Source organism: Streptomyces sp. NPDC054786 (assembly GCF_053611685.1).
In genome coordinates this window covers 119935-145146 of sequence record NZ_JBSHAW010000009.1, presented here as the reverse complement: position 1 = coordinate 145146, position 25212 = coordinate 119935, and the positions used below count along the sequence as shown (strand labels likewise).

The following is a 25212-nucleotide window of genomic DNA, read 5'->3' as shown; positions in this document are numbered from 1 at the left end:
CTTGTTGTTTGTTTTTTTGTTTTTTTCTACACCCCCCCCCCCCGGGGGGCCGGGGGGGCGGGGCGGCCCGCCCCCCCCCCCGGCCGGGGGAGCGTGGGGTCGCGGCGGGATCAGTGGCCGTTCGCGAGGACCTTGAGGCGGGTGTACGTGCCGTTGAAGCGGTTGCGGTCACCGACCGGATGGCCCGAGGAGGTGTGCTGCCAGATGCTGTGGTACTGCCAGCCGCGCGGCAGCGAGCCGACGGAGGAGCCGTAGCGCGGGATCCACAGCGGAGTCGTCCTGCCGAACTTCCCGGAGTTGCCGGTGCACCGCCTCCACCAGTTGGTGGAGGTGTAGATGACCGGGTAGCGGCCGGTCTCCTCCCGGTAGGTCCGCACGAAATCGCGGATCCAGCGGACCATGGCCTTGTGGCTCTTGCCGTAGCAGGTCGCGCCGTAGGGGTTGTACTCCATGTCGAGGGCACCGGGCAGGGTCTTGCCGTCCCTGGACCAGTCGCCGCCGTGGTCGGCGAAGTACTCCGCCTGGGAACTGCCGCTGGAGTGGTCGGGCAGCGCGAAGTGGTACGCGCCATGGATCATGCCGGATGAGTACGAGCCCCTGTACTGCTGCGCGAAGTACGGGTTCGTGTAGCTGGTCCCCTCGCTGGCCTTGACATACGCGAAACGCACCCCGGACTTGTGCAGCGCCTTCCAGCCGACCTTGCCGTTGTGGCTGGAGACATCGACGCCGGACACGGCCCTTCTGGACGACGCCCGCGGCTCGGAACCACCTGCCCGGTCGCCGCTGCCTTCGTGGGCCGCGATGGTGGAACCCATCCAGTCCTGTTCGGGGTGGGCGGGTCTCTTCTCGGCATCCGACGCCGTGGCTGAGCCGGGCAGCGCGAGGGGCAAAGCGAGCACGGAGAAGAGAGAAACGAGAGTTCCGGCCGCAATAGGGACTGTACGGCGGGCCGGACCGGATCTGCGCAAGGGCATCGCATGCCTCCGAAGGCCTTCGGTTGAGTCAGGTTCGGCAGCTTTTGAGCAGAATCCTGCCGATAAGAGACTTATACGCAGAACCGCCTGACTCTATGGCCCAACAGGCCGTCGGTCCGCCGACCGGCCCCGCATCTCACCCGTCTGGCGGTCGGAAGACGCCGCCCACGCCCCCGGTCCGGGCCCAGGTGCCGCACGACAGAGCGAAGCGGGCCCCGGCTACTGCCGGGACCCGCTCCACCGCGCAGCGGCGAACGCGCCATTCCGCCGCTTCGCAAGCTGCCTTATGCAGAGCCTGTCGGCTCGCTTGTGTTGTCCGTCATTCCCGTTGCCTCATCCGGCCGGACCGGCTGGGAGGGCCGGCGACGGCTCTTCGGCTCCGTCGGCTCAGTAGGCCGAGTTGACGTTGTCGATCGAGCCGTACTTGTCGGCCGCGTAGTTGGCAGCGGCGGTGATGTTGGCGATCGGGTCGGTGAGCTTCTTGGGCGTGCCGGACACGTGGTACGAGTCGAAGGTGGGCTGGATCACCTGGAGCAGGCCCTTGGACGGCACGCCGTTGACGGCGTTGACGTCCCAGTCGTTGACGGCGTTGGGGTTACCGGCGGACTCGCGCATGATGTTGCGGTGCAGGCCCTCGTAGGAGCCCGGAATGCCCTTGGCCTTCATGATGTCCAGGGACTCGCGGATCCAGCCGTCCAGGTTGTTCGGGTAGTCCTTGACGGCCGTGCGCTCGGTGGAGCGGTTGGCGGCCTGCTGGGCGCTGCGCTGCTTGGCGACGTCGGCGACCTTGACGTGGTCGACGGCCGAGGCGGTCACGGCGCGGCCGGTCTTGGCGTCGTCCGCCTTGGCCGGCTGGCCCTTCGCATCGACGGGCTTGACCGCGGCCGGGGCGTGCGCAGACGCCGCCTGAGCGGTGTCCGGAGCCGAGGTGAGGGCCAGGCCCGAGGTGGCACCCGCGGCGGCCAGAACGGCCACGGCGATCTTGTGGGTGCGGGTGATGCGGGTAATGCGGGCAGCGCGGGGCAGGGTAAAGCTAGGCATGCAGATTGACCTCTTCCAGGTACTGGGGACGGGGAGGCGGCCTTTTTTGGCGGCGCGTTCCGCACCGGAGGTCTTTGCCGCGATCGCCGTGGGGCGTGATTCGCAAGCTCGCTCTCAGTGCGTCGGAATCCATGGTTAACGCCCGTCCCGGATCGAGGCAATGGTGCTCGGTACTACTCATCTTCGTGAGATAAACCCGGATCCCTGAAGTGATAAGCGTCCCTGGCGGCGTTGGACCGGAATGGCCGCATGGAAATCAACTAGGCAGACTCGTAAGTGACGTACGTCGCGTGCCCCGAGTCACCTGAGAGCGGCCACAAAGGCCGCTTGAGCGGTCCGCATAAGTTGCCTGGCTCACACCGGAATTACCGGTCTCCGGCACCGTTCCGCCCGCGGACGGCAGCCGATTTATCCGGGCAACTGCCTGACGGGGAAGGCCGAGAATCCCCAAATGTGGTGCGGGGCACGGTGGCCGGGGCCAAATAGGGCGGCAATTGTGCTCTGTTTCACGAGCGGGCCGGAGTCCGGTTCTGCTGAAGTGCGGCGCAGGGGAAGAGGGTGTGCCGGATGGGCCGTTGGTGAGTCCCCGATACGGCGATACGGCGGTGCTGCTGGTCCGTTCGCAGCAGCGCCCGGGGCTGTCGCATGACTACGGGCCCTCCGCTCCCCGAAGGTGACACCGCACACAGCCATCACTCATCGTAGGGACGTACTCATGCTCCGTCGTCTTACCGCCGTTCTCACCGGTCTTCTCGTCTCGGGCTTCCTCGCGACGGGCGTCGCCGCCGCGGCGCCGGCCGATGGCCACCACCAGCGCGCTGAGCACAGCCGGCATGAACTCACGCCCAGGGAGCGGGCGGGACTCCGCTTCGCCGGCCAGATCCTCGACACCCTCTTCGGCGGCGGCACGGCGCGACGCGACCGCTTCTGACGCGCGATACCGGCCAGCGACGCCCGGCACCACGACTGACGCCCGGCACCACAGCTGACGCCCGGCACCGGCAGCGGCGCCGAACGGCAACGGCAACGGCAACGGCAACGGCAACGGCAACGGCCCCACCCGCGAGATGCGGGCAGGGCCACTGCCGTTGCCATGCCTGGGGCCGCACTGCGGCACCCGGATCAGTCTGCTCCGACCGTCCTCACGGTCGCGTCTCTCCGGCTCAGTAGGCCGAGTTGACGTTGTCGATCGAGCCGTACCGGTGGGCCGCGTAGTTGGCGGCGGCGGTGATGTTGGCGATCGGGTCGGTGAGCTTCTTGGGCGTGCCGGACACGTGGTAGGTGTCGAAGGTGGGCTGGATCACCTGGAGCAGGCCCTTGGACGGCACGCCGTTGATGGCGTTGATGTCCCAGTCGTTGACGGCGTTCGGGTTGCCGCTGGACTCGCGCATGATGTTGCGGTGCAGGCCCTCGTAGGAGCCCGGGATGCCCTTGGCCTTCATGATGTCGAGCGACTCGCGGATCCAGCCGTCGAGGTTGTTCGCGTACTGCTTGGGGGCAGCCTTCGGCGCCGCCTTGGGGGCGACCTTCGGCGTGGCTATGGCCTTGCGCTCGACGGACCGGTTGGCGGCCTGTTTGGCGACGTGGCCCTGCTTCTCGACCGCGGTGACCTTGAGGCGGGCGGCGACGGAAGAGGCGACCTGCTGGTCCTTCTTGCCGTCGTCGGCGCGGTCCTTCGCGGTGAGCGGAAGGCCGTTGGCGCTGACGGGCTTGACCGCGGCCGGTGCGTGGGCGGCGGTGGTCTCGGCGTTGCTCGGCGCCGCGGTGAACGCCAGCGCGGCGGTGCAGCTCGCGGCGGCCACCACCGCTGCGGAGACCTTCTGGGTGCGGGTGATGCGGGCAGGGCGGGGCAGGGTGAAGTTAGGCATGTGAATGTGACCTCTTCCAGGGCGTGGCAGCGGGGGAGGCGGCCTTCGGTTGGCGCGTGAGACCGAGGGTCATGGCCGCGTTCGCCGGTCTGGCCGAGGTCGCAGGCTCGTTCTCGGTGCTACGCCGAACATGGTTAGCGCGGGCCCTGGATGGTGGCAAAGATGCCTTGTACTACCTATCTTCGTGAGATAGAGCGAGATGTCCGTTGTAAATGCCGTGTTTCTCGGTAAGCACGCGGCAGGGCATCGACTAGGCCTGCTCGTACGTGACGTACGTCGCGTGCCGGGCATCACCCGGCACCGGCGTCAACGGCCCTTCCGCGGCACCGCGAAGTTGTCTGGCTCACACCAGGAAGAGGCATTTCTCCAAGGGCGCCGGCGGGTCATCGGGCCATTACGGAGAGGGTTGTTACCGCGCCCGGAGAGGGGCGGCGATAACGCTCGCGCCCCCTATGGAATCCATAGGGGGCGCGAGCGTGCGGCAGAGCCGACCGCGGTATTCAGTTCTCCAGCAGGCGCGCTGCGAGATGCTCGATCCGGTCGTGCCACGCATCCAGTGCGGCGTCCGCGTCGAATCCCCGCGGGCCGGTCTGGGTGAGGGTGAGCCGGGCGCCGTGGCCGGTGCCCTGGCCCAGCTCCCATCGGACCGTGCCCTCCGGGTGCCAGCGGTAGGCGAGCGCCGAGGGGGCCCGTACCTCGGTGACGGGCCCGGCCGGCGCCTCCCGGGCGGTGAAGCCCGCCGGCGCCTGCGCACCTTCCGCGGGCTCGTCTCCCGAGGTCAGCGCCGCCCAGACGGTCTCGGCGGGCCGTACGAGCTGGCGCTCGAAACGGATCCGCGGGCCGTCCGGGGTGTCCTCGACCACACCCTGACCGAGATCGAACTGCTCGATGTACGCCTCGTGCAGCTCCCCGGTGTCGCGGGGGACGGCCGTCGATGCGCCGTCGAGCAGCTGCGAGAGTGCGGTGAGGCACAGATGCCAGCCGGAGGCGAAGCTCGCGCCGCCGAACCGGTCGCCGAAGGTGTGCACCAAGGTCAGCAGTGAGCCGTCGCCGTCCGGTGTGATCTCCCAGCGCAGATGGTCCTCGCCCCAGGTGAAGGCGAAGAGCCGGGGCTCGTCGGCGTCGGTGACCGTACCGCTCATGGCGATACCGCTCACGCCGGGCATGTGGAAGGTCATCGCCCCGCCGGGCCGGAGGTCCACGGTGACCTCGGAGGGGAACCACTGTCCGATGTGCGCCGGGTCGGTGATCGCTGACCAGACCTTCGCGGGCGGATGGGCGAGCTTGCGCTCCATGCGCAGCGCGTTACGGCCGCCGCTGGTGGTGAGGCTGTCGGAGTGCGGGTTCATCGGGGGTCGTCCTCCATGACGTCGAGATGCCGTTCCAGGGCGTCAAGGCTCCCGGTCCACAGATGCCGGTAGTGCGCGAGCCAGGCGTCCAGCTCTGCCAGGGGCTCGGGCCGGAGCTCGTACCAGCGGCGCTGGGCGTCCTGCCGGACCTGGACCAGGCCGGCCTCGCGCAGCACCCGCAGATGCTTGGAGGTGCCGGGCTGGCTCAGTCCGAGCTGCTCCGTGAGCTCGCCGACCAGCCGTGGGCGCTCCAGGAGCAGGTCGAGAATCTTGCGCCGACTCGGCTCCGCGAGTACGTCGAACGGTAGGGGCATGACCCCAGTATGCGGTAGAGGTTATATAACCGCAAGGGAATGTGATCGTCCGTGGCCGGTCACACGCACGCGGGATCGGCCGCCGCCGCCTCCTCGCGCACCACCGGCGCGAGGCAGGGCGCCGAGCTCAGCGGCCCATCGGTGAAGAACCGCGCAGCCAAGTCCGCGACTTCCTGCGGCCGTTCGAGCACCACCCAGTGATCGGCGTCCGGAATCGTCAGAAAGCGGCTGCCCGGGATGGTGGCCGCGAAGGCCCGTTGCCGGGCCGGGGAGGTCACCGTGTCGTGCTCGCCGCTGAAGACGAGCGTGGGGATGCCGGTCAGGCCGCCGGAGAAGTCCGGACGGTCCGAGATCCCGCGCCGCAGCGAGTCGACGGCGTGCCGGGAGTTGCGGGCCGCATGCAGCATCGAGCGCCGGACATAGCGGTACGCCAGCCTCCGGTGTGCGACGTGCCGGCGGTCGTCGAGGCACATCAGGCCCTCGGCGACCAGGGTGGCGAAGGCCTCGGTGTCACCGCGCGAGAGATGGTCGGACGCCCGTCGCCACAGCTCCCTCTGCGCCTCGCTGATGTGTGCCGGAACTCCGCCCAGGGCGAGCCGTGCGATGCGCCCGGGGAACCGGCGGGCGCATCCGTAGGCCAGGCCCGCCCCGTAGGAGAAGCCGAAGAGATTGATCCGCGGGACCTTGAGATCGTCGATGATGCCCTCGATCGCCGCGCACACGACATCGATGCTCGGCCCCGGGGGGAGCGGATCGGCGCTCCCCATTCCCGGCAGGTCGGCGGTCACCACGTCCGCCAGGGGCCCCACGTGATCTTCCATCTGCGGCCAGCCGAACATCCCTTGCAGCGCGCCGCCCAGCACCAGCACGGGCTCGGTGATCCGCTCCGGCTGCTGCAACCGCCGGTAGGAATAGGACACCCCGTGCACCGACAAGGAGCGGATCGTTTCCTTGGACATGTGAGATTCCTTCTCGGGGCACCGGCGGGAACGGGCGCGCGCCGACGCGGCGCGCGGGGCGGTCTAGGGCGTGTCGTTTGGATCATGGCGGGCTCGCGGGGTCTGGCACGCACGCTCGCCGCGTTGTCGTCACTCGCCGACGCTCCGCGTCGACTCCCTCCTCCGCCTTGCGATCGCACGAACCAGACCCCGCTCCCTGATCCGCCCTGATCCAAACGACACGCCCTAGCGGGTCAGCACCAGTGCGGCGTTGTGCCCGCCGAAGCCGAGCGACGTCTTGACCGCGCAGTCGAACGCCGCCTGCCGGGCCTCCTTGTGCACGATGTCGAGCGGGATCCGCGGATCCAGTACCTGGAGGTTGGCGGTTGGGGGCACCAGCTGATGCTCCAGGGCGAGCACGGTGAGCGCGGTCTCGATCCCGCCGGCGGCGCCCAGTGCGTGCCCGGTCATCGCCTTGGTCGAGGTGACCATGGGGTGATCGCCGAGGACCCGCTGCAGCACGGCGGCCTCGATGTGGTCGTTGGCGACCGTCGAGGTGCCGTGCGCGTTGACGTGGCCGACCTCGTCGGCCTGCACCCCCGCGTCCGCCAGTGCGGTACGCAGCGCCAGCTCGATGCCCTTGCCCTCGGGCTCCGGGGCCACCGCCGAGTAGGCATCGCTGGACGCGCCGTAGCCGCGGATGTGGGCGCGGACGGGGGCGCGGCGGGCCCTGGCGTGCTCGGGCCGCTCCAGTACGAGGAGCCCGGCGCCCTCTCCGACCACGAAGCCGTCCCGGCCCGCGTCGAAGGGGCGGCACGCAGTGGCCGGATCGTCCCGGCGGGTGGAGACCGCCTTCATCTGGCAGGCGCTGGCGATCAGCAGCCGGGAGAGGACCGACTCCGCCCCGCCGGCGATGGCGATATCGCAGGCCCCGGCGCGCAGCAGCTGGTGCGCGGTGCCCAGGGCGACGGTCCCGGAGGAGCAGGCCGTGGCCACGCCCAGGCTGGGGCCGTGGGCGCCGAGATCCATGCAGACACTGCTGGCGGCGCTGTTGACGACGGTCAGCGGGGCGAGTTTGGGGGAGACCCGTCGAGCGCCGCGCCCGGCCATGGCGACATGCTGCTGGTCGTAGAACGGCAGCCCGCCGTGCGCGGAGCCGATGACCACCGCGACGCGGCTGCTGTCCCACGCTTCCGGGTCCAGCCCGGCATCGGCGACGGCCTCCCGGGCGGCGATCACCGCGAGCTGCGCGAAGCGGTCCATCAGCCGCTGGGTGGCCACACCGAGCAGCTCGGTGGTGTCCAGATCGGCGATGGTGTACATGAAGTCGCAGGGCAGATCGGCGAGTTCCTCTTGGTGGCTCACTCCGCCGGGCACCGTTTCCTGGGTGACGGAATGCCAGGTGGCCTTCGCCCCCACGCCCGCCGCGGTCACCAGTCCCAGTCCTGTCACGGCCGCGGAGAACGGCTCCTGGCGGGCCGTCATGCCGGCACTTTGCCGTCGACGGCCGCCACCAGCTGGCCCACGGTGTTCCGCGGGGTCAGTGACACCTCATCGAGGTCGATGTCCAGCCGTTCCTCGATGAGGACGCGGAGTTCTTCCAGCGCCAGGGAGTCGAGGCGCAGACCGCGCAGCGGAGCCTCATCGGTGATGTCGGCCGGGGCGACCCCGAACCGTTGGACCAGCAACGTGTTGACAACTTCTGCCGCATTCACGTGGCGCTCCTCCGCTTGTCGTAGGCGATGCTGCCAACCGCGTCGTGGGCGGGATTTCACCGGCGGCTCCGGCTGGTTTGACCACCCTTTATACGCCTTTGTCCTGATGACTCCCCAACCTTGGTAGCTCAATGGGGTGATGAGCGCACCGGGGTGGACAGGGCGTTGGCGCCTCGCCTTGCGGACGCCGCGGAAAGCACCTACGTACGTAACGCCGCGGACCGGCGAGAGGTACGGGCCACAGGCCGGCAGACTCCGGAATCTTCCGGTGTCAGGCCTCGTCGAGGGCGCTGGTCACCCGTCCCAACAGGCCCTGGAGCGTGCGGAGTTCCTCGATGGTGAGGCCGGTCGCGGCCAGCATCCTGCGGGGAACCGGCAGGGCCGCTTCGCGCAGGTCGTCGCCGGCGGGGGTGAGGTGGATGGTGACCGACCGCTCGTCCTCGGTGCTCCGTTCGCGGCGTACCAGACCGGCCGATTCCAGGCGTTTGAGGAGCGGGGAGAGGGTGCCGGAGTCCAGCCGGAGCCGTTCGCCGATGGCCTTGACCGGCTGGGAGCCGTGCTCCCACAGGACCAGCATGACCAGGTACTGGGGATAGGTCAGGCCCAGGTCCTTGAGGGCGTCCCGGTAGATGCCGCCGAAGGCCCGTGAGGCGGCGTGCAGCGAGAAGCAGACCTGGTGGTCGAGGCGGAGCAGTTCGGCGTCGGGTACCGGAGGCCTGGTCGCGGAGGTCATGGGTCCAGGTTAGCTCGCCCCAAGCTATTAAGTTGTGCGCAATCTAGTTGCGAGCAATTTAAATGTGTGTCACTGTGAGGGCATCGAGCGGCCGGGGAACGGCCGCCGCGCCAATGAAGGGGAACTGTGATGGACGCGCTGTACACCGCTGTCGCCACCGCCAACGGCCGCGAAGGCCGGGCCGTCAGCTCCGACGGTCAGATCGACCTGGCCCTGGCCATGCCTCCGGCCCTCGGCGGCAACGGCGCCGGCACCAACCCCGAGCAGCTCTTCGCCGCGGGCTACGCGGCCTGCTTCGCCAGCGCGATGAGCAATGTCGGCCGCCAGATGAAGCTCGACACCAAGGACGTCTCGGTCACCGCCGAGGTCTCCCTCGGCAAGGACGACACCGGCTTCGGCCTGGCCGTCGTCATGCGGGTGGAGCTGCCGGACACCCTCGCGGGCGAGACCGGGCGGCAGCTGGTCGAGGCGACCCACCAGTACTGCCCGTACTCCAAGGCCACCCGCGGAAACATCGATGTCGAGCTGGTCATCGAGTAGGCACACGGCGTGCCCGGCGGACCGGCCCCGGCGAGGTCGCCGGCCGGTCCGCCGGTCACGTACGGCTCAGACCGCGCGCGGGGTGCCGCGGTGCGGCCGGCCGCCGATCAGCTCCGCGTAGTGCCGGCCGCTGTCCTTGAGCGTGCGCGCCTGGGTCGCGAAGTCGACATGGAACAGGCCGAAGCGCTTGTCGTAGCCGTAGGCCCACTCGAAGTTGTCCATCAGCGACCAGGCGAAGTAGCCGGCGAGCGGTGCGCCCTTGCGGGCCGCGCGGGCGCAGGCCGCCACATGCTGGTGCAGATACGCGGTGCGCTCGGGATCCTCGACAGTGCCCTCGGGCCGGACGACGTCCGGGTAGGCGGAGCCGTTCTCGGTGACATAGATCTTGGGTGCCGCGTACTCCTCGGTCAGCCGCAGCAGCAGCGTCTCCAGGCCGCCCGCGTCGATCTCCCAGTCCATGCCCGTGCGCGGTACATGCAGCCGGCGCACCGGGCGGGCGAACGGCGGCGGGCCGGCCGGCTCGGCGGCCACCACGGCCGGGAAGTAGTAGTTCAGCCCCAGCCAGTCCAGCGGCTCCGCCATGGTCTCCGGATCCCCGGCGCGCTCCGGCAGCTCGACGCCGTACACCTCACGCATGTCCGCGGGAAAGCCGCGGCCGTGGACCGGGTCGAGCCACCAGCGGTTGGTGTGCCCGTCCATCCGCCGCGCCGCCGCGGCATCGGCCTCGGACCCGGTGGCGGGCTCGACGGTGCTCAGATTGTTGACGATGCCGATCTCGGCGCCCGGGGCCGCGGCCCGGATCGCCCGTACGGCCAGGCCGTGCCCGAGCAGCAGATGGTAGGAGGCACGCACGGCCGCCGGGAGATCGGTGAGACCGGGCGCCATCCTGCCCTCGAGATGGCCGATCCAGGCCGAGCACAGCGGCTCGTTGAGCGTGGCCCAGTGCGGGACACGGTCGCCGAGCTTCTCCGCGACCACCGAGGCGTACGCCGCGAAGTGCTCGGCGGTCTCCCGCTTGGGCCAGCCGCCACGGTCCTGGAGCGACTGTGGCAGATCCCAGTGGTAGAGCGTGGCGTACGGGGCGATGCCCGCTTCGAGGAGACCGTCGACGAGCCGGTCGTAGAAGGCCAGGCCCGCGGCGTTGACCCGGCCGTCGCCGTCCGGCACGACCCTGGGCCAGGCCACCGAGAACCGGTAGGCGCCGACGCCCAGTTGACGCATCAGCGCGATGTCCTCGCGCCAGCGGTGGTAGTGGTCGCAGGCCCGGTCGCCGGTGTCACCGTTGTCTATCTTTCCGGGGGTGTGCGCGTAGGTGTCCCAGATGGAGGGGGCGCGGCCGTCCTCGGCGACCGCTCCCTCGATCTGATAGGCCGACGTGGCCACGCCCCAGGCGAAGCCGTCCGGCAGGGCGGCGAAGTCGATCCGGTCGGTCACGGAGGTCCTTTCGGCGTGGGTCATTTGACGGCCCCGGCGGTGAGCCCGGCGACCAGATAGCGCTGCAGCAGCAGGAACCCGGCGACCACCGGGACGCTGACGACCAGGGACGCGGCCATGACCTGGTTCCAGTAGACGTCGTTCTGGGTGGCGTAGCCCTGCAGGCCGACCGAGAGGGTGCGGGTGGTGTCGTTGGTCATCACCGAGGCGAACAGCACCTCGCCCCAGGCGGTCATGAAGGCGTACACGGCGACCGCGATGATCCCGGGGAGCGCGGCCGGCACCACGACCCGGAAGAGCGCACCGAGCGCGCCGCAGCCGTCCACGTACGCGGCCTCGTCCAGCTCGCGCGGCACCGAGGCGAAGTACCCGGTCAGCATCCAGATCGAGAACGGGAGGGAGAACGTCAGATAGGTCAGGATCAGGCCGCCGCGGGAGCCGTAGAGGGCGACTCCGGTGGAGTTGCCGATGTTGACGTAGATCAGGAAGAGCGGGAGCAGGAAGAGGATGCCCGGGAACATCTGCGTGGACAGGACGGTGACGGTGAAGACCCGCTTGCCGCGGAACTGGTAGCGGCTCACCGCGTACGCGGCGAAGACCGCGATGACCACCGAGCAGACGGTGGCCGCACCCGCCACGATCAGGGAGTTGCTGAAGTACCGGGCCAGCGGGACCGTGTGCCAGATGTCGAGGTACGGGCGGATCGTCAGCCGGCTCGGCAGCCAGCGGAAGGCGCCCGAGACGTCCTCCAGCGGCTTGAGCGAGCTGCTGAGCATCACATACACCGGGAGCAGCACGAAGCCGGTCAGCGCGGTGAGGAAGATCCAGCGGGTCCACAGGAAGGAGCGGGGCGGGGCGGTGGGGGAGCGCCGGCGGCCGGCCGTACGGGCGGTGGCGCTAGGCATCGGCATGCTTCCTTCCGCGCGAGGTGGCCAGGAGATAGCCGGCCGTCACCACCAGCAGGAAGAGCAGCAGCAGGACGGACATGGCCGAGCCGGTACCGAAGTTCCAGGTGACGAACGAGGACTGGTAGATGTGGATGGAGAGCAGATCGGCGGCCTCCGGCGCGGCCCTGCCGAACAGCACATACGGCGTGTTGAAGTCGTTGAACGACCACAGGAACAACACCAGCACCAGCACCTGGTTGATGGGCCGTAAGGAGGGCAGAGTGATCCGGCGGATCTGCCGGACGATGCCCGCTCCGTCGAGCGCCGCCGCCTCGTAGAGGTCCTTGGGGATGTTCTGCAGCCCGGCCATCACCACGAGGAACGCGAACGGCCAGGTCTTCCAGACGGAGACCACGACCAGCGCGAGGAAGCTGTTGTTGCCGAGCAGCCAGAAGGGCCGGCCGTCGGTGAGGTGCAGCTGGTCGTGCAGCACATGATTGACCAGGCCGTTGTCCCTTTGGAACATGAAGGCCCAGGTGATCACCGCGGCGTAGATCGGCAGCGCGTACGGCGTGAGGAAGACGGCGCGCAGCAGACCACGGCCACGGAAGTTCTCCTGCAGGAAGATCGCGGCCGCGGTGCCCAGGAGCCAGCACAGACCGACCGTCAGCGCACTGAACGCACAGGTGACGAAGAACGAGTGCAGCAGGGTGGCGCCGACCGGGGCGTCGAAATCCACGGTGACGCGGTAGTTGCCCAGCGCCTTCCAGGGGGCCGTGCCCCAATTGCCGATATGGAGCTGGGTCAGGTCCTTGAAGCTCATCACGATGCCGATGACCATCGGGACGAGGTGGACCAGCAGCTCCAGCAGCAGCGCGGGGAGCAGCAGCAGATAGGGCAGGCCGACGCGGCGCAGCCTGGCGACGACCCTCATTTCGCCATCTGCTGCTCGGCCTTGGCCAGCCGCGCCTTGACCGAGGCGGTCGTCACCGGGTGGCCGGCGGCAGCGTCGGCGAACAGGTCCTTGATGGCGGTGCCCACGGACGTCTCGAACTGCGACTCCTCGACGACCTGCGGCAGCGGCGTGGCACTCGTGGTGAGAGTGTCGAGCAGTACCTTCGTGTCCTGGCGGTCGAACGCCGGGTCCTGCTGGGCGGCGGTGACGGGCGGTATGGAGCCGTACGTCTTGTTGAGCAGCCGCTGTTCGCCGTCGCTCGTCATGAACTTCACGAACTTCTGCGCGCCGTGCAGATTGTGGGTGTTCTTGAAGACGGCGATATTGATGCCGGCGAGCATGGAGTTGGTCTGCCGGCCGGTGCCCGGGGTGCCGGCCGGGACGGGCACCGGGACGACGCCCCACTCGTCCGGCTTCATCCCGTCGGCAGTGAAGGTGGTGGCCGCGGCCTGCCACAGCACCATCGCGGTCCGGCCCGTGGCGAAGTCCCTCAGCGACTGGTTCTGACCGTACTCGGCGTTGCCCGGGGCGATGATCTTGTCCTTGGCCATGAAGTCGATGTACTGCTTGACCGCCGCGACCGCGCCGTCCGAGGTGAAGGTGGGCTTGCCGGAGCCGTCGAAGAAGTCGGCGCCGTGCTGCTTGCCGAGGGCGAAGGCCTGATGGATGTTGTTGGTCAGCTGACCGCCCTCGGCGCCCAGGCCCCACTTGCCGTCCTTCGAGATCCGCTTGCCGTCCGCCACCAACTCGTCCCAGGTGGACGGGGGTTTGGTGATCCCGGCGTCCTTGAACATCTGCTTGTTGTAGTACAGCGCATAGGCCAGCGAGTACAGCGGGATTGCGGCCGGGTCCTTGCCCGCCATGCCCGTGGCGTCCAGTGCCGGTGCCAGGAAGCGGTCACGTCCGCCGATCGCGTCGAAGTTCGCCTTGTCCCAGGGGAGCAGCGCACCGGTGGCCTGCAGTGAAGCGGACCAGGTATTGCCGATGTTGAGGATGTCGGGGCCCTGGCCCGAGGTGGTGGCGGTGAGGATCCGGTTGAGCAGTTCGGGCCAGGGGATGACCTCCAGCTTGACCTTGATCCCGGTCTGCCGCTCGAACTTCTTCAGTTCGGGACCGAGGATCTTCTTGTCCGCCTCGACATTCGGTCCCTGGTTGGACGCCCAATACGTCAGCGTCTTGGGGGAGTCGTCGCTGCCCCCTCCGGGGCTCGTCCCGCCCCCGCATCCGGATGCCACGGCGGCGAGCGCGGTGACGGTGGCGGTGACGGTCGCGGCTCGGAGTATGCGCATGACGGATACGCCTCTCTCTGAGGAGTCCGGAGGTCGGCCATGTTCAGTTCCTGAACGGCCTCATGGCTTAACTTAGGATGTGAGTTAAGGCCCGAGAGAAGGGTGCGTCAAGGGATCGGACGCCGCCGGGTTGCGGGCGGGAAGGGAACCAGATGGTCGAGCGTCCCCAACGGACCGTGCGTGACCTGCGGAGAGCCAATCGCACCGCAGTTCTGGAACGGCTGTATTTCGACGGTCCCATGAGTCGGCAGGAGCTCGTGCCCGCAACAGGCCTCAGTTCAGGCTCCGTCAGCAACGTGGTCGCCGAACTCACCGAGGACGGACTGCTGGAGGAGGCCGGTGTGGTCGAATCCGACGGCGGCCGGCCGCGCACCCTGATCCGGGTGGCCCCGTCGAGCGGCTGCCTGATCGGTGTGGACGTCGGCGAGACCCGGGTCAGGGTCGAGCTCTTCGACCTCACGATGACCGAACTGGCCCGTTCGGAACTCCCGTTGACCCATGACGGCTACGACGTGCATCTGATCGTTCGCCATATCTCCGACGGCATCGCCACCGTGCTGCGGGAGAGCGGTACGGCCCCCGGCCGGCTGCTCGGCATCGGCGTCGGCGTCCCGGGCATCCTGGAACGGGGCGGGGCCGGTGGTGCGGTCGTGCACGGCCAGACCATCGGCTGGGACGCCGTACCCCTGGAGGAGCTGCTGCGGGACGCCGTCGAACTCCCCGCCGGTGTGGGCTTCTTCCTCAGCAACGGAGCCAAGGCGCTCGGCCAGGCGGAGATGTGGTTCGGCGGCGGCCGCGGCACCAAGGACGCGGTCATCGTGCTCTTCGGCTCCGGCGTCGGTGCCTGCATCGTGACCGACGGCATCATCGACGGCGGCGCACGGGACAGTGCGGGCGAATGGGGGCATCTGACGGTCAGCGTCCGCGGCCGGCGCTGCCGTTGCGGTGCCCGCGGCTGTCTGGAGGCGTACGCCGGGTCGGAGGCGCTGGTGCAGCGCTGGCAGGAGGCGGGCGGGCAACTGCCCGCGGACGCCGACGAGGAGACGGTGGTCACGGCCCTGATCGCCGCCGCCCACCCGCGGGACGGCAGTGCCGCCGCCGATCCGGTCGCGTGCTCCGTCCTGGACGAGACCGCGGAGTACCTCGGCGCCGGCATCTCCGACCTGATCAACCTCTTCAGCCCCGAACGTGTCCTCATCGGCGGCTGGGCCGGTCTCCAGCTGGGCCCGCACATCCTGCCCGCCGTCCGCGCCTACGCCACCGCCTACTCCCTCGCGCACCCCGCCGGCCGCGTCACCATCGGCCTCGGCATGCTCGGTCCCGACGCCGTCACGGTCGGCGCGGCGACGCTGCCGCTGGCGGACTTCTTCGCCCACGGGGGGCGGCGCGCCGCATCGGCCCGCACGCCGGAGGAGCGGGCCGCGGCGCCGCGAGGGCGCACCGTGCCGTTGGGGCGGGGTGGGTGAAGCGGCGTGGTGGTGCGGCGCCCGCGCGGGAGGCCCGAGCCCGTCGGCGGGAACGCGCCGCAGCCGGCCGCTCCCGCCGACGGGCGGGCCCTGCGCTGTCCCCTCAGGCGTCCTCGGCCGCGTACACCCGGCGCCCCCCGACGAACGTCTGCAGCACGCGGGTCGCGGCGATCTCCTCGTCGGCGCCGTCGAAGGGGTCACGGTCGAGGACGACCAGGTCGGCCAGCTTGCCGGGCTGGATGGTGCCGGTGTCGTCGAGGTGGTTGGCGTAGGCGCTGCCGGCCGTGTACGCGGCGAGCGCCGAGCCCAGGTCGATGCGCTGCTCGGGGAGGAAGACCGGCGCCGAGGGCGGGCCGTCCGGCGCGCGGCGGTTGACCGCGACATGCAGGGCGGCGATCGGGTCGGGGGAGCTGACCGGCCAGTCGCTGCCCGCCGCGAGGGTGGCGCCCGAGCGCAGCAGATCTCCGAACGGGTACTGCCAGGCGGCCCGTTGGGGGCCCAGGAAGGGGATGGTCAGCTCGTCCATCTGCGGCTCGTGGGCCGCCCAGAGCGCCTGGATGTTCGCCGTCGCACCCAGCCGGCGGAAGCGCGGGACGTCGTCGGGGTGGACCACCTGGAGATGGGCGAGGTGCGGCCGGGTGTCGCGCCGGCCGTTCGCCCGCCGGGCCGCCTCGACCGCGTCCAGCGCCTCGCGTACGGCCCGGTCGCCCAGGGCGTGGAAGTGCACCTGGAAGCCTTCCGCGTCCAGCAGGGTGACATAACTCCGCAGGTCCGCGGGGTCGATGAACGAGATGCCGCTGTTGTCGGAGGCACAGCCGCAGGCGGTGAGGTAGGGGCTGAGCATGGCGGCCGTGTGGTTCTCGGCGATGCCGTCCTGCATGATCTTGATGCTGGTCGCCCTCAGCCGCCCGCCCGTCAACTCCTCGCGCAGGGCGAGGAGTTCGGGGATCTGCTCGGCCCCGCGCGACCGGTCCCACCAGAGCGCCCCGGTGACCCGTGCGGTGAGCGTCCCGTCGCGCCGGGCGGCCGCATACGCCGGGATGGACTCGACCGTTCCGGGGCCGCGGCCCAGCATCGCGTCCTGCCAGGCGGTCACCCCGTAGCCGTGGAGCAGACGCTGCGCCCTGAGCAGGCCGGCGGTCTGTTCGGCGAGCGTCGCTTCCGGGATCAGGTCGGACACCAGCTGCATGGCCCCCTCCTGCAGCATGCCGGTCGGGCGGCCGCCGGCGTCCCGTTCGATGCGCCCGTCGGCCGGATCCGGTGTCCGGGAGGTGACCCCGGCCCGTTCCAGGGCGCAGGAGTTGGCCCAGCCACCGTGGTGATCGCGGTTGACGAGGAACACCGGGCGGTCGGGCACGAGGGCGTCCAGGAACTCCCGGGTCGGCATGCCGCCGGGGAACGCCTCCAGGGACCAGCCGCCACCCGTGATCCACGCTGCCTCCGGATGCGCTGCCGCATACGCGCTGATCAGCTCGCGGTACGCCTCAGCGGTGACCGCCGCGCTCAGATCGCACAGCGCCAACTCCAGCCCGCCGCCGACCGGATGGACATGGGCGTCCTGGAAACCGGGGATGAGCAGCTTGCCGTGCAGATCGACGACCTCTGTGGCGGGCCCGATCAGCTCGCGGACCTCCGCGTCGTGTCCGACGGCGACGATGCGGTCACCGCGTACCGCCACCGCGCTCGCCCGGGTGCGCGCGGGGTCGACGGTGTGCACGGGGCCGGAGAGGAAGACGAGGTCGGCGGTGCCGTCACCGGTGGTGCCACGGGGGGCGGCGTCCGGATTCGGCTCGGGGTCCACGGCGGTGCTGAGATCCATAGGGCAGTCGCTCCAGGCGTGTTGCGGGTGTGCCGGGTGTCCGGCGTCGGTGTCGGTGTCGGTGTCGTACGGGAAAGGGGAGGGCGGCTCGGGCGTACGGTCAGCCCTCCGACGGGCTGGGGAGGGCGGCGGCCTCCGCGTCCATCGGCAGGCTGATCGCATCGGCATCCGTCCCCCGGCCGGTGCGGAAGTACGGAGCGCGGCGTACCCACTTGGCCCAGGCGGCGGTGGCCAGACCCAGCAGGATGAACAGCGCGGGCAGCAGCAGCATGAACCAGCCGTTGTCCGGGCTCGCCTCGAAGTGGTCGCTCATGGTCGCGTAGTCCCAGACGAGGTAGATGCCGAGCCCGAACAGCGCCAGCGCGCTCATCGCCGGGACGACCACGTCCCGCAGCGCGCGCACCGCTCCGCTGCGCAGGCTGTCGCGGAAGCGCACCGCGCAGGCGAGCGCGGTGAGTCCGTAGTAGAGGGCCACGGTCAGACCGATCGAGTTGACGGCGGTGAGGATCATGTCGTTGAGCTTGGGGATGCCGACCGCGAGCACGGCGAGCAGCGCGGCGAGCGCCATGATCACGAGGGTGCCCACGGCGGGGGAGCCGTAGCGCGGGTGCACCCGCTGCCACACCGGGCCCAGCGTGCGGTCGCGGGCCATCGCCAGCGTGCCGCGGGCGGTGGGGATGACGCTGGACTGGAGCGAGGCGAAGGCCGAGCACATCAGGGCGGCCAGGGGCAGGGAGGCCCAGGGTTCCGGCGCCAGCTCGCGGCCGAGGAAGGTGAGCGCCTGCGGCCCGTTGTGGATGAGTTCGCCCGTGCTCATCACCCGCTGGAAGGCGAGCGCTCCGACGAGGAACAGCCCCAGCATCGCCACCAGTGCGATCAGTCCGCCGCGGGCCGCGTCGGTGGCGCTGCGGGTCTCCTCGTTGACACTGAACGCGGCGTCCCAGCCCCAGTAGAAGAACACCGCCAGCACCATCCCCTGGGCCAGTGCCTGGGGTGAGGAGATCTCGAAGGGGTTGAGCCAGGACAGCGAGAACGGCTGGTCACCCGTGAAGAGGGCGTAGCCGCAGAAGAGCAGCAGGACCGTGTACTCGAAGATCAGCAGCCACATCTGCAGCCGGGTCGCGGCCCGCACGCCCGTGATCGCGGTGACCGTGACGACGACCAGCGCGCCCAGACCGACGGCGGTGCTGATGCCCGTCGAGGCCGGGTCCAGCTGGAGCCCCCATACGCTGCGCAGGCCCATCTTGTTGAGGAACTGGAGCACGACGGAGCCGGTCACCGCACCCGTGTATGCCATGAAGATCACGTTTCCGACCAGCACCACCCACCCGGTCAGGAATCCGGGCCAGGGGCCGATGGACCGGCCCACCCAGGTGTAGCCGCTGCCACAGTTCGGCTCGGTGCGGTTGAGCCGGGCGTACGACAGCGCGATGCCGAGGATGGGCACGAAGGCCAGCAGCAACAGGGCGGGCGTCTGCCGCCCGGTGTAGGCGGCCAGCGTGCCCATTCCGATGCCGATGCTGGTGGTCGCGGCGGTGCTCGACGCGGCGATCGCCACCCCGTCCTTCACCCCCAGCGAGCGACGCATTCTCGCCGGGCCGGGGTCCTGCTGCACTGCGGAAGGCATGGCACTCACTCCTTGGACGGCGGGCCGGACCGGTCTCGGCCGGGCCAGGGTGACGGGGAGGTGCGGGTGGGGCGGCGGGGCAGGGCGGCGCGGGTCGGGCCCGGGGTCGCGGGACGGCTGCGTCGTACGGAAGGGGAGTGGTGCGGGATGTGGCACCGCGGTGATCCGTGTATGTCCGCCGATGAAACAGCCCCTTCCCCCTTGTGTCAACGGTGTTGACGTAACCTGGTGGTTAACTGATCCCGAGAGGGCCCGGGGGGCCGGGGCGGAGCGAAGCGGAGGGGTTCGGCGTGACGGAGAGCGAGCGCGTCCCGGTGGAGCGCAAGCGGCGTCGGCCGACCAGTTCAGGCGTGGTCCTGTCGGCCGACCTCATCGTCGACGCCGCATGTGAACTGATCGACGCCCAGGGGGCGCAGGCCTTCACCGTGCGCAAACTCGGCGCGGCTCTCGGCGCCGATCCGTCGGCCGTCTACCGCTACTTCCGCAACACCGAAGATCTACTGCTGGCGCTCGCCGACCGTCTCATCGGCGAGTCGATGACCGGCTTCGCTCCCACCGGCGACTGGGCCGCCGACCTGCGCGACTTCGGGCTGCGGGCCTACCGTTCCGCGCTGCGCCACCCGCAGATCGCCGTCTTCAGCACCGTCCGGGTCACGGGTCGGCCCCATGAGCAGCACGCGGTCGACACGGGCATCGGCCTGCTGCTCCAGGCCGGGTTCGACGAGGCCGCCGCCGTCCGCCACTACCACGCACTCGTCGACACCGCCCTCGGTCACGCGGCCCTGGACGCCGGCGTACTGCGGCTGGCTCCCGCCCAGCGCGCGGCGGACGAGCAGGCCTGGCAGGAGGAGTACGCCGGTCTGCCCGCGGAGGACTTCCCCAGCCTCCACCGCGTACGCGAGCACCTTCCGCTCATGGCGGGCTCGGCCGTCGAGCCCGCGCTCGATCTGCTCATTGCGGCCCTGCGACGGGAGGCGGGCGAGCGGGAGCGGTGACGGGCGAGCCAGGCATTTCGTTCCACCGGGTGCAAACATGAGGCATGCCCCTTCCACAGCGGATGCAGCTACGCGGACGGCGGGAACTGAGCCACGTCCTGGTGCTGATCCCGATCGGGCTCATCGCGGCGGTCTGCGTGATCGATGTTCTCGCGCCGCCCGACATCCATCTGGGGCCGCTTCTCGTCGCGGCTCCCGCGATCACCGCGGCCTTCGCCGGGCCGCGCCTGACGGCGGCGATCGGTGCGCTGGCGGTAGCCGCGCAGGTATTCATCGGCATCGCGCGCCAGGTGCTGTTCACCGGGAATCTGCAGGCCCAGATCGCCGCGCTGGTGGTCGTCTCCGGGCTGGTCGTGCTCCTCACCGTCGTACGGGAGCGCAATGAGCGCCGGCTGACACAGAGCCGCTCGGTGGCCGCGGTCGCCCAGCAGGTGCTGCTCCGGCCGCTGCCCGCGCGCAGTGGCGCGCTGGAGATCGCCTCCCTCTACCTCCCGGCCGAGGAGGAGGCGGGGATGGGCGGTGATCTGTTCGCGGCGGCGCGCACCACCACCAGTACCCGGCTGATCATCGGCGATGTCCGGGGCAAAGGGCTGCCCGCCTACGGTCACACCGCCCTCATCCTCGGCGCCTTCCGGGCGGCCGCCCACCGCCAGGCCACCCTGCCCAGACTGGCCGTCCATCTCGACGGCGCCGTCCGCTGGGACAGCAGCCAGTGGTACGACGTGCCGGGCGCCGAGACCGAGACGGAGGCGGCCCCCGACCCGGACCCCGCCCCCGACCCGGACCCCGCCCCCGACCTGGCTCCCGACCCCGGCAAGGATGCCGGCTCCCTTCCCGCCGCTCCGGCTGCCGGCCTCGCCCCCGTCGTCGACAACGACGAGACCTTCGCGACCGTCGCGCTGCTGGACATCCCCGACCAGTTGCCCGTGCTGCGCATCATCAACTGCGGTCACCCGCCTCCGCTGCTGCTGCGCGACGGACGCGCCATCCCCTTGTGGGGCGAGCGGACCGCGCTGCCGATCGGCCTCGGAGGCCTGGCAGGCGCCCCGGACTACGAGGTCGAGACCTTCCCCTTCGAGCCAGGAGATGTGCTGCTGCTCTACACGGACGGGGTGAGCGAGGCCCGTGACGACAAGGGCACCTTCTACCCCCTTGTCGAGCGCGCCGGCGCCTGGAACAACGGCAGCCCGCAGCAGGTTCTGCGCCGGCTGCGCGCTGACCTGCTCGCGCACACGAACGGCCGGCTCGGCGACGACGCCGCCGCGGTCGCGGTGCGGCGCCTGTCCGGCCGACCACAGCCCACCGGGGGGCCGGCGGCCTGACTACCGGGCAGCGGAGCTGACTACAGGGCAGCGGACCTGACTGCAGGGACGATCCGATATCTCAGGGATGAATTCCGTCACACTTAAGATTCCCGGCAATATCGGGCATAGCTCACGCCGCATTCTGCTCGTAAATTCCCTTTTCTCCGCTTCTCTTGCGATTCACCGCATCGCACTGAGTTATCGGCCCTTCCGTCTGCCGGCCCCCCGGTCCGCCGCCCTCCGTCTGACGCTTCCTCAATGCCGCGCCGCTTGATAGACACGTCCGCATCATCCGCAAGTGGCACAGGACGCGCACCATGAACGACCGCAACACCTCTGACCACCAGATATTCGAGCTCGACCTCGTCGCTCACGAAGCCCGGCGGCGGGCCGAGGTCGTCGCGGCGCTGGGTGACACCTGGGACCCCATCGCGGTGATGGAGGGCGAGGACGAGGCGTACCGGCTCCTCTACTCGGGCCTGGACGCGGAGCAGCAGGCCACCTACGACATGCTGGTCGCCGCCGACGTGCTGCCGGCCTCCGGGCAGGCCTGAGCATGCTGCCGCTCGACCCCACCGCCGATATCGGCCGCCGCGCCTGGGTCCCGTGCCCCGGCTGCCAGGACCACCAGGACTGCGCGACCTGCCTCGACGGCCGCACCTGCGGCGACCACTGGCGCTACCTCCTGTCGAACAAGGGCAGCGTGCTGCATCTGCAGTGCCCCAACTGCACCCACCTGTGGGCCTGGCAGTCGGGCTTCGGAGCGGGCGGCCGCACCGACGGCTGACGCCGCCCCCGGCTACCGACCCGGCCACGGCCCCCGCCGCCGGACCGCCGACGCGTACGGAACCGGCATCGGCCGCCCCCGGCGCGGCGCATCGCTCCCCACCGTCGCTCGCCCGCTACATCGGCCGCTCCCTGGCCTCCCCGTACGCCGTCTCCAGCGCCTTGTCAGCCGGTACGGCACGGTCCGGCTGCACCCCGACGCCCTCCCAGTTGGTGCCCGTGACGGAATTGACGGTGCGGGCCGTCGGAACGGTGACCGTGATGTGTTCCGTCACCGGATGGCGGGCGGTGGGGTGCGCACCGCCTCCGGTCACCTCACCGATCACCTCGGCGCGCCCGTGCGCCTGCAGCGTGTACGCCACGTCCTCGCCGCCCGAGAAGGTGGTGGCGCTGGTGAGCACATACAGCGGACGGTCGAGATAGCGCGGCGCGGGCAGATACGGGAGGGTCCAGTACTGCCGGGTGGAGCCGGTGGAGCGCTCGAAGAAGTCGTTGAGGTGCACCTCGTCGTCGGGGAAGAAATAGCTGCACCACATCGCGGCGCCCGCGGGCGAGCCGCCGCGGCACTCCCGCAGATCGAGAAGGAGAGCCCGGGTGTGCGTGACGAGCTCCATGGCCGCACCGATCGCGCGGGCGCCCTGGCCGGCGTCGGGTATCCACCGCACGTCCAGATAGCCGATATTGCCGTCGAGCTGCTCGGAGCGGCGGATCCCCTGGTTCTCGGCCCGCATCAGCGCGAGGAAGGCTGCCCGGCCCGTGTCGTCCGCGGGCTCGGCGGACCGGGGCTCGTCCTGCCACAACAGCCTGAGGTGTCTGTCCGGGCAGGCCTCCTGCAGATGCGCGGTCACCGCCGCGCAGAACGCGGCACCGCTCAGGGCGTCGTACTCACCGGCCGCCAGCCGTGCGCGGACCGCCCGGTCGGCCTCCGCGGCGCGCTGGGGGAAGACATAGCCCGCCATTATCCGGTCGAGGGCACTGTTGATGATCTCTGCGTTGTCGGGCATCACTGCTGATCCTCGCTTCGGGTCGGTGCGCCGAGGGTGCCGGTGCGGGTGTCTTCGCGCTGCGCTGCGGTGCGGTGCGCCCGGCGGCGGTAGCGTGCGGTTCATGGAGCCGCACGCACGATCGCTTTGGCTGTTGACCGAGCCGCTGCATGCGGTCTTCTACTTCGACGACGAGTGCCGTGGTCTGGGCAAGGACCTCGGCCTCAAGGGCTTCTGGATGGGGTATTTCGCCTCCCGCACGGCGCCCTTGGGAGCCGTGGAACCCGCGGCCGCCACGGCCGTACTCGGGGTGTTCGCCCCGGGGATGGTGGCCCGCGCGCTGCCCGCGGCCTGGAGCGTCGTCAGTCCGGCACATGTCCTCGACGAGCGCGGCAGCCGTGCGGCTCATGCACTGCGCGGGATCGACCCCGAGCTGGAGCGCACCGCGGCCGAAGTGCTGCCCCCGCTCCAGACGATCGTCGACGAGGCACCGGCCATCGCCCGCCCCCTGTTCGCCGCCAACCGGGTGCTCTGCGACCACGCCGACCCTGTCGAGCGCCTGTGGCAACTGGTCACCACCGTACGGGAGTTCAGGGGCGATGCACATCTCACCGTGCTCGCCGACGAGGGTCTCGACGGTTGCGAGGCCCTGGTCCTGGCCGCCGCATCGGGCCGCGTCCCCAGGGACACCATGCGGCAGGACCGCGGCTGGAGCGAGGAGGACTGGGCCGCCGCGGCGGACCGGCTGCGCGCCCGTGGCCTCGTGGACGCACAGGGCGACGCGACCGAACACGGCCGGCAGGAACGGGAGCGCATCGAGGAGGCGACCGACCGGTTGGCCGGACGGCTTCTGGACCCGCTGCCCGAGGCGGAGACGGACCGGATGCTGCATGCGCTGGAACCCCTGGTCCGGCGCCTCCTGGCCGCGGATGTGCTGCCTTTCCCCAACCCGATCGGTCTGCCGCACCTCGATGAGCCCGCGCCGCGCGGCGCCAACCCCCGGTAGGACCACATCGATGGAGTCCCCCCGGGGCCGCGGCGCCCGGCACGGCACCTCGCCCCGTTGTCGCCTCACCCGAGTCCGCCCCGTACGCGGCTGAAGCTCGGCCGTGCGGTCCACCGCACCGGACGCCGCGGCCCGCTCCGGGCCGATCCGGAGGACGCGTCCTAACCCAGCCGCTTTCCGGCCTCCTTGAGCTTCTGCGCCAGATCCACCGTGTCGGAAGCGGGCGGCGCCTGGACCGTGACCGGCTTGTTGACGTCGAAGAACCGTATGGTCACGTCCAGCGGGCCCTGGGCCGCCTGCGCACGCTCACGGAACTTCACGGTGCGGTCGCCGGGACCGACCCACATGTCGAGGTTGAGCTTGCTCACCCCGAGCTGCTCGTACTGCTCGATCACCTTCTTGCGGCGCTCGGTATCCAGCGCGCCCTTGGCGGCCCGCTTGTTCAGCAGGTCCGCCACCTCGACCACGCCGGCATAGTGCGTCGTCCGCACCCCGTCGACGGTCTCCTCGCCGACCTTCTTGACGTCGTCGGACTGGGGGAGCAAGGACGCCTGCGCCGCCGGATCCTGGTCGGCCTGCCGCTGCATCCCCCCGAGGCCGCCGGCCCCCTTGCCCTTCATGGCGAACTTGATCCAGTGCTTGCCGTCCATGGCGGCCGCCGCTTTCCCGCCCCCGCCGAGATACACCGCGTCCCCGACGAGCCGCACCGAGAACTCGCCCTCCTCCTTGCCTCCGGAGGCCTTCATCCGCATATCGATGGCGCGCGGGCGGATGCTGAACGACACCTTGCCGTCGACCGTCCCCTGGCCCGGGATCCGGCCGGAGAGCCGGTACGAGACGGAGTTGAGCTTGGCGCCCTTGTTGACGGCCTTCTGCACCGCGGCGACCGGCGTGGCGTTGATGCTCCCCGACGCGGCGGTGCGGCCGCCGGACGCCGTGCAGGCCGCCGTGCCGCACAGCACGGCTCCGGTGAGCAGCGTCCCTGCGACGCGGAACGAGGTACGGGAAAAATGAGTCATGGCCCCCCCAAGAACACATGGAACTATGAAAATGTCATCGATCATGACAGTAGCCCACGGCACCGACAATCCGCGTTGCTTATTTACGCGGACGTGTGACCAGGGAATATGACATCCAGACCACGCTGAGGGCGATCAAGGGCCGCGCACCGGAGTGATTTTCATCTGGT

General features: G+C 70.3%; 25 protein-coding genes. 8 read left to right on the top strand and 17 right to left on the bottom strand.

The features are described 5' to 3' along the window. Positions 1 to 110 precede the first annotated feature (110 nt). Both ACWGI6_RS10365 and ACWGI6_RS10360 read right to left on the bottom strand, forming a co-directional pair. A complete protein-coding gene (locus ACWGI6_RS10365) occupies positions 111 to 974 on the bottom strand; it encodes a lysozyme (RefSeq protein ID WP_453267092.1) in 864 nt (287 codons plus the stop codon). 387 nt (positions 975 to 1361) lie between these two features. Next, a complete protein-coding gene (locus ACWGI6_RS10360; protein ID WP_453267091.1) occupies positions 1362 to 2015 on the bottom strand; it encodes a transglycosylase SLT domain-containing protein in 654 nt (217 codons plus the stop codon). A 715-nt stretch (positions 2016 to 2730) separates the two neighbouring features. On the opposite strand from ACWGI6_RS10360, the gene ACWGI6_RS10355 reads away from it, so the two are divergent. Continuing rightward, on the top strand, positions 2731 to 2946 hold the full coding sequence (locus ACWGI6_RS10355) for a hypothetical protein (RefSeq protein ID WP_393905760.1): 216 nt from the start codon (positions 2731 to 2733) through the stop codon (positions 2944 to 2946). Between the two features lie 232 nt (positions 2947 to 3178). Here ACWGI6_RS10355 and ACWGI6_RS10350 read toward each other — a convergent pair whose 3' ends face one another. From ACWGI6_RS10350 to ACWGI6_RS10320, 7 genes are all read right to left on the bottom strand, one after another. Continuing rightward, positions 3179 to 3883, bottom strand: coding sequence for a transglycosylase SLT domain-containing protein (locus ACWGI6_RS10350; RefSeq protein ID WP_453267090.1), 705 nt, complete (start codon positions 3881 to 3883; stop codon positions 3179 to 3181). Positions 3884 to 4383: 500 nt separating this feature from the next. Continuing rightward, positions 4384 to 5232, bottom strand: a complete 849-nt coding sequence (locus ACWGI6_RS10345; RefSeq protein WP_453267089.1) for an SRPBCC family protein — start codon at positions 5230 to 5232, stop codon at positions 4384 to 4386. Next, on the bottom strand, positions 5229 to 5546 hold the full coding sequence (locus ACWGI6_RS10340) for an ArsR/SmtB family transcription factor (protein WP_453267088.1): 318 nt from the start codon (positions 5544 to 5546) through the stop codon (positions 5229 to 5231). Before ACWGI6_RS10340 ends, ACWGI6_RS10345 begins: the two co-directional genes overlap by 4 nt. Positions 5547 to 5605: 59 nt before the next feature. Next, positions 5606 to 6505, bottom strand: a complete 900-nt coding sequence (locus ACWGI6_RS10335; protein ID WP_453267087.1) for an alpha/beta fold hydrolase — start codon at positions 6503 to 6505, stop codon at positions 5606 to 5608. Between the two features lie 225 nt (positions 6506 to 6730). Beyond that, positions 6731 to 7969, bottom strand: coding sequence for a beta-ketoacyl-[acyl-carrier-protein] synthase family protein (locus tag ACWGI6_RS10330; RefSeq protein ID WP_453267086.1), 1239 nt, complete (start codon positions 7967 to 7969; stop codon positions 6731 to 6733). Then, on the bottom strand, positions 7966 to 8199 hold the full coding sequence (locus tag ACWGI6_RS10325; RefSeq protein WP_453267085.1) for an acyl carrier protein: 234 nt from the start codon (positions 8197 to 8199) through the stop codon (positions 7966 to 7968). The genes ACWGI6_RS10330 and ACWGI6_RS10325 overlap by 4 nt, the downstream gene beginning before the upstream one ends. A gap of 271 nt (positions 8200 to 8470) precedes the next feature. Beyond that, on the bottom strand, positions 8471 to 8932 hold the full coding sequence (locus ACWGI6_RS10320; RefSeq protein ID WP_453267084.1) for a MarR family winged helix-turn-helix transcriptional regulator: 462 nt from the start codon (positions 8930 to 8932) through the stop codon (positions 8471 to 8473). Between the two features lie 129 nt (positions 8933 to 9061). On the opposite strand from ACWGI6_RS10320, the gene ACWGI6_RS10315 reads away from it, so the two are divergent. Beyond that, positions 9062 to 9472: an organic hydroperoxide resistance protein gene (locus tag ACWGI6_RS10315; protein WP_453267083.1), complete on the top strand. Its 411-nt coding sequence runs from the start codon at positions 9062 to 9064 to the stop codon at positions 9470 to 9472. Between the two features lie 66 nt (positions 9473 to 9538). On the opposite strand, the gene ACWGI6_RS10310 is transcribed toward ACWGI6_RS10315, so the two are convergent. The 4 genes from ACWGI6_RS10310 to ACWGI6_RS10295 are packed head-to-tail and all read right to left on the bottom strand — an operon-like array spanning position 9539 to position 14037. Beyond that, entirely contained in the window at positions 9539 to 10930 is a 1392-nt protein-coding gene (locus tag ACWGI6_RS10310; RefSeq protein ID WP_453267082.1) for a GH1 family beta-glucosidase, read from the bottom strand. Beyond that, entirely contained in the window at positions 10927 to 11817 is an 891-nt protein-coding gene (locus ACWGI6_RS10305) for a carbohydrate ABC transporter permease (protein ID WP_453267081.1), read from the bottom strand. Before ACWGI6_RS10305 ends, ACWGI6_RS10310 begins: the two co-directional genes overlap by 4 nt. After that, positions 11804 to 12727: a carbohydrate ABC transporter permease gene (locus ACWGI6_RS10300; RefSeq protein ID WP_453267080.1), complete on the bottom strand. Its 924-nt coding sequence runs from the start codon at positions 12725 to 12727 to the stop codon at positions 11804 to 11806. Before ACWGI6_RS10300 ends, ACWGI6_RS10305 begins: the two co-directional genes overlap by 14 nt. After that, the gene (locus tag ACWGI6_RS10295) at positions 12724 to 14037 is read right to left on the bottom strand and encodes an ABC transporter substrate-binding protein (RefSeq protein ID WP_453267079.1); all 1314 of its coding nucleotides are present in this window, start codon (positions 14035 to 14037) and stop codon (positions 12724 to 12726) included. Before ACWGI6_RS10295 ends, ACWGI6_RS10300 begins: the two co-directional genes overlap by 4 nt. Before the next feature lie 152 nt (positions 14038 to 14189). Here ACWGI6_RS10295 and ACWGI6_RS10290 point away from each other — a divergent pair, with 152 nt between their 5' ends. Next, entirely contained in the window at positions 14190 to 15503 is a 1314-nt protein-coding gene (locus tag ACWGI6_RS10290; protein WP_453267078.1) for an ROK family transcriptional regulator, read from the top strand. A 103-nt stretch (positions 15504 to 15606) separates the two neighbouring features. Here ACWGI6_RS10290 and ACWGI6_RS10285 read toward each other — a convergent pair whose 3' ends face one another. Together ACWGI6_RS10285 and ACWGI6_RS10280 are read right to left on the bottom strand one after the other, a co-directional pair. After that, positions 15607 to 17322, bottom strand: coding sequence for an amidohydrolase (locus ACWGI6_RS10285; protein ID WP_453267077.1), 1716 nt, complete (start codon positions 17320 to 17322; stop codon positions 15607 to 15609). A gap of 100 nt (positions 17323 to 17422) precedes the next feature. Then, positions 17423 to 18949, bottom strand: coding sequence for an APC family permease (locus ACWGI6_RS10280; protein WP_453267076.1), 1527 nt, complete (start codon positions 18947 to 18949; stop codon positions 17423 to 17425). A 290-nt stretch (positions 18950 to 19239) separates the two neighbouring features. Here ACWGI6_RS10280 and ACWGI6_RS10275 point away from each other — a divergent pair, with 290 nt between their 5' ends. From ACWGI6_RS10275 to ACWGI6_RS10260, 4 genes are all read left to right on the top strand, one after another. Then, entirely contained in the window at positions 19240 to 19944 is a 705-nt protein-coding gene (locus ACWGI6_RS10275) for a helix-turn-helix domain-containing protein (RefSeq protein WP_453267075.1), read from the top strand. Between the two features lie 44 nt (positions 19945 to 19988). Further along, positions 19989 to 21266, top strand: a complete 1278-nt coding sequence (locus ACWGI6_RS10270; protein ID WP_453267074.1) for a PP2C family protein-serine/threonine phosphatase — start codon at positions 19989 to 19991, stop codon at positions 21264 to 21266. Between the two features lie 299 nt (positions 21267 to 21565). Then, the gene (locus tag ACWGI6_RS10265) at positions 21566 to 21802 is read left to right on the top strand and encodes a DUF6400 family protein (RefSeq protein ID WP_453267073.1); all 237 of its coding nucleotides are present in this window, start codon (positions 21566 to 21568) and stop codon (positions 21800 to 21802) included. A 2-nt stretch (positions 21803 to 21804) separates the two neighbouring features. Next, positions 21805 to 22035: a hypothetical protein gene (locus tag ACWGI6_RS10260; RefSeq protein WP_393905741.1), complete on the top strand. Its 231-nt coding sequence runs from the start codon at positions 21805 to 21807 to the stop codon at positions 22033 to 22035. Between the two features lie 115 nt (positions 22036 to 22150). Here the strand turns inward: ACWGI6_RS10260 and ACWGI6_RS10255 are convergent, their stop codons facing one another. Continuing rightward, a complete protein-coding gene (locus tag ACWGI6_RS10255; protein WP_453267072.1) occupies positions 22151 to 23038 on the bottom strand; it encodes a S41 family peptidase in 888 nt (295 codons plus the stop codon). 103 nt (positions 23039 to 23141) lie between these two features. On the opposite strand from ACWGI6_RS10255, the gene ACWGI6_RS10250 reads away from it, so the two are divergent. Further along, positions 23142 to 24023, top strand: coding sequence for an SCO6745 family protein (locus tag ACWGI6_RS10250; protein ID WP_453267071.1), 882 nt, complete (start codon positions 23142 to 23144; stop codon positions 24021 to 24023). Between the two features lie 161 nt (positions 24024 to 24184). Here ACWGI6_RS10250 and ACWGI6_RS10245 read toward each other — a convergent pair whose 3' ends face one another. Next, on the bottom strand, positions 24185 to 25042 hold the full coding sequence (locus tag ACWGI6_RS10245) for a hypothetical protein (protein ID WP_453267070.1): 858 nt from the start codon (positions 25040 to 25042) through the stop codon (positions 24185 to 24187). Positions 25043 to 25212 lie beyond the last annotated feature (170 nt).

Coding starts and splice junctions, on each gene's coding strand:
- ACWGI6_RS10365 (WP_453267092.1), bottom strand. CDS start 974: ATGCCCTTGCGCAGATCCGGTCCGGCCCGCCGTACAGTCCCTATTGCG.
- ACWGI6_RS10360 (WP_453267091.1), bottom strand. CDS start 2,015: ATGCCTAGCTTTACCCTGCCCCGCGCTGCCCGCATTACCCGCATCACC.
- ACWGI6_RS10355 (WP_393905760.1), top strand. CDS start 2,731: ATGCTCCGTCGTCTTACCGCCGTTCTCACCGGTCTTCTCGTCTCGGGC.
- ACWGI6_RS10350 (WP_453267090.1), bottom strand. CDS start 3,883: ATGCCTAACTTCACCCTGCCCCGCCCTGCCCGCATCACCCGCACCCAG.
- ACWGI6_RS10345 (WP_453267089.1), bottom strand. CDS start 5,232: ATGAACCCGCACTCCGACAGCCTCACCACCAGCGGCGGCCGTAACGCG.
- ACWGI6_RS10340 (WP_453267088.1), bottom strand. CDS start 5,546: ATGCCCCTACCGTTCGACGTACTCGCGGAGCCGAGTCGGCGCAAGATT.
- ACWGI6_RS10335 (WP_453267087.1), bottom strand. CDS start 6,505: ATGTCCAAGGAAACGATCCGCTCCTTGTCGGTGCACGGGGTGTCCTAT.
- ACWGI6_RS10330 (WP_453267086.1), bottom strand. CDS start 7,969: ATGACGGCCCGCCAGGAGCCGTTCTCCGCGGCCGTGACAGGACTGGGA.
- ACWGI6_RS10320 (WP_453267084.1), bottom strand. CDS start 8,932: ATGACCTCCGCGACCAGGCCTCCGGTACCCGACGCCGAACTGCTCCGC.
- ACWGI6_RS10315 (WP_453267083.1), top strand. CDS start 9,062: ATGGACGCGCTGTACACCGCTGTCGCCACCGCCAACGGCCGCGAAGGC.
- ACWGI6_RS10310 (WP_453267082.1), bottom strand. CDS start 10,930: ATGACCCACGCCGAAAGGACCTCCGTGACCGACCGGATCGACTTCGCC.
- ACWGI6_RS10305 (WP_453267081.1), bottom strand. CDS start 11,817: ATGCCGATGCCTAGCGCCACCGCCCGTACGGCCGGCCGCCGGCGCTCC.
- ACWGI6_RS10300 (WP_453267080.1), bottom strand. CDS start 12,727: ATGAGGGTCGTCGCCAGGCTGCGCCGCGTCGGCCTGCCCTATCTGCTG.
- ACWGI6_RS10295 (WP_453267079.1), bottom strand. CDS start 14,037: ATGCGCATACTCCGAGCCGCGACCGTCACCGCCACCGTCACCGCGCTC.
- ACWGI6_RS10290 (WP_453267078.1), top strand. CDS start 14,190: ATGGTCGAGCGTCCCCAACGGACCGTGCGTGACCTGCGGAGAGCCAAT.
- ACWGI6_RS10285 (WP_453267077.1), bottom strand. CDS start 17,322: ATGGATCTCAGCACCGCCGTGGACCCCGAGCCGAATCCGGACGCCGCC.
- ACWGI6_RS10280 (WP_453267076.1), bottom strand. CDS start 18,949: ATGCCTTCCGCAGTGCAGCAGGACCCCGGCCCGGCGAGAATGCGTCGC.
- ACWGI6_RS10270 (WP_453267074.1), top strand. CDS start 19,989: ATGCCCCTTCCACAGCGGATGCAGCTACGCGGACGGCGGGAACTGAGC.
- ACWGI6_RS10265 (WP_453267073.1), top strand. CDS start 21,566: ATGAACGACCGCAACACCTCTGACCACCAGATATTCGAGCTCGACCTC.
- ACWGI6_RS10260 (WP_393905741.1), top strand. CDS start 21,805: ATGCTGCCGCTCGACCCCACCGCCGATATCGGCCGCCGCGCCTGGGTC.
- ACWGI6_RS10255 (WP_453267072.1), bottom strand. CDS start 23,038: ATGCCCGACAACGCAGAGATCATCAACAGTGCCCTCGACCGGATAATG.
- ACWGI6_RS10250 (WP_453267071.1), top strand. CDS start 23,142: ATGGAGCCGCACGCACGATCGCTTTGGCTGTTGACCGAGCCGCTGCAT.
- ACWGI6_RS10245 (WP_453267070.1), bottom strand. CDS start 25,042: ATGACTCATTTTTCCCGTACCTCGTTCCGCGTCGCAGGGACGCTGCTC.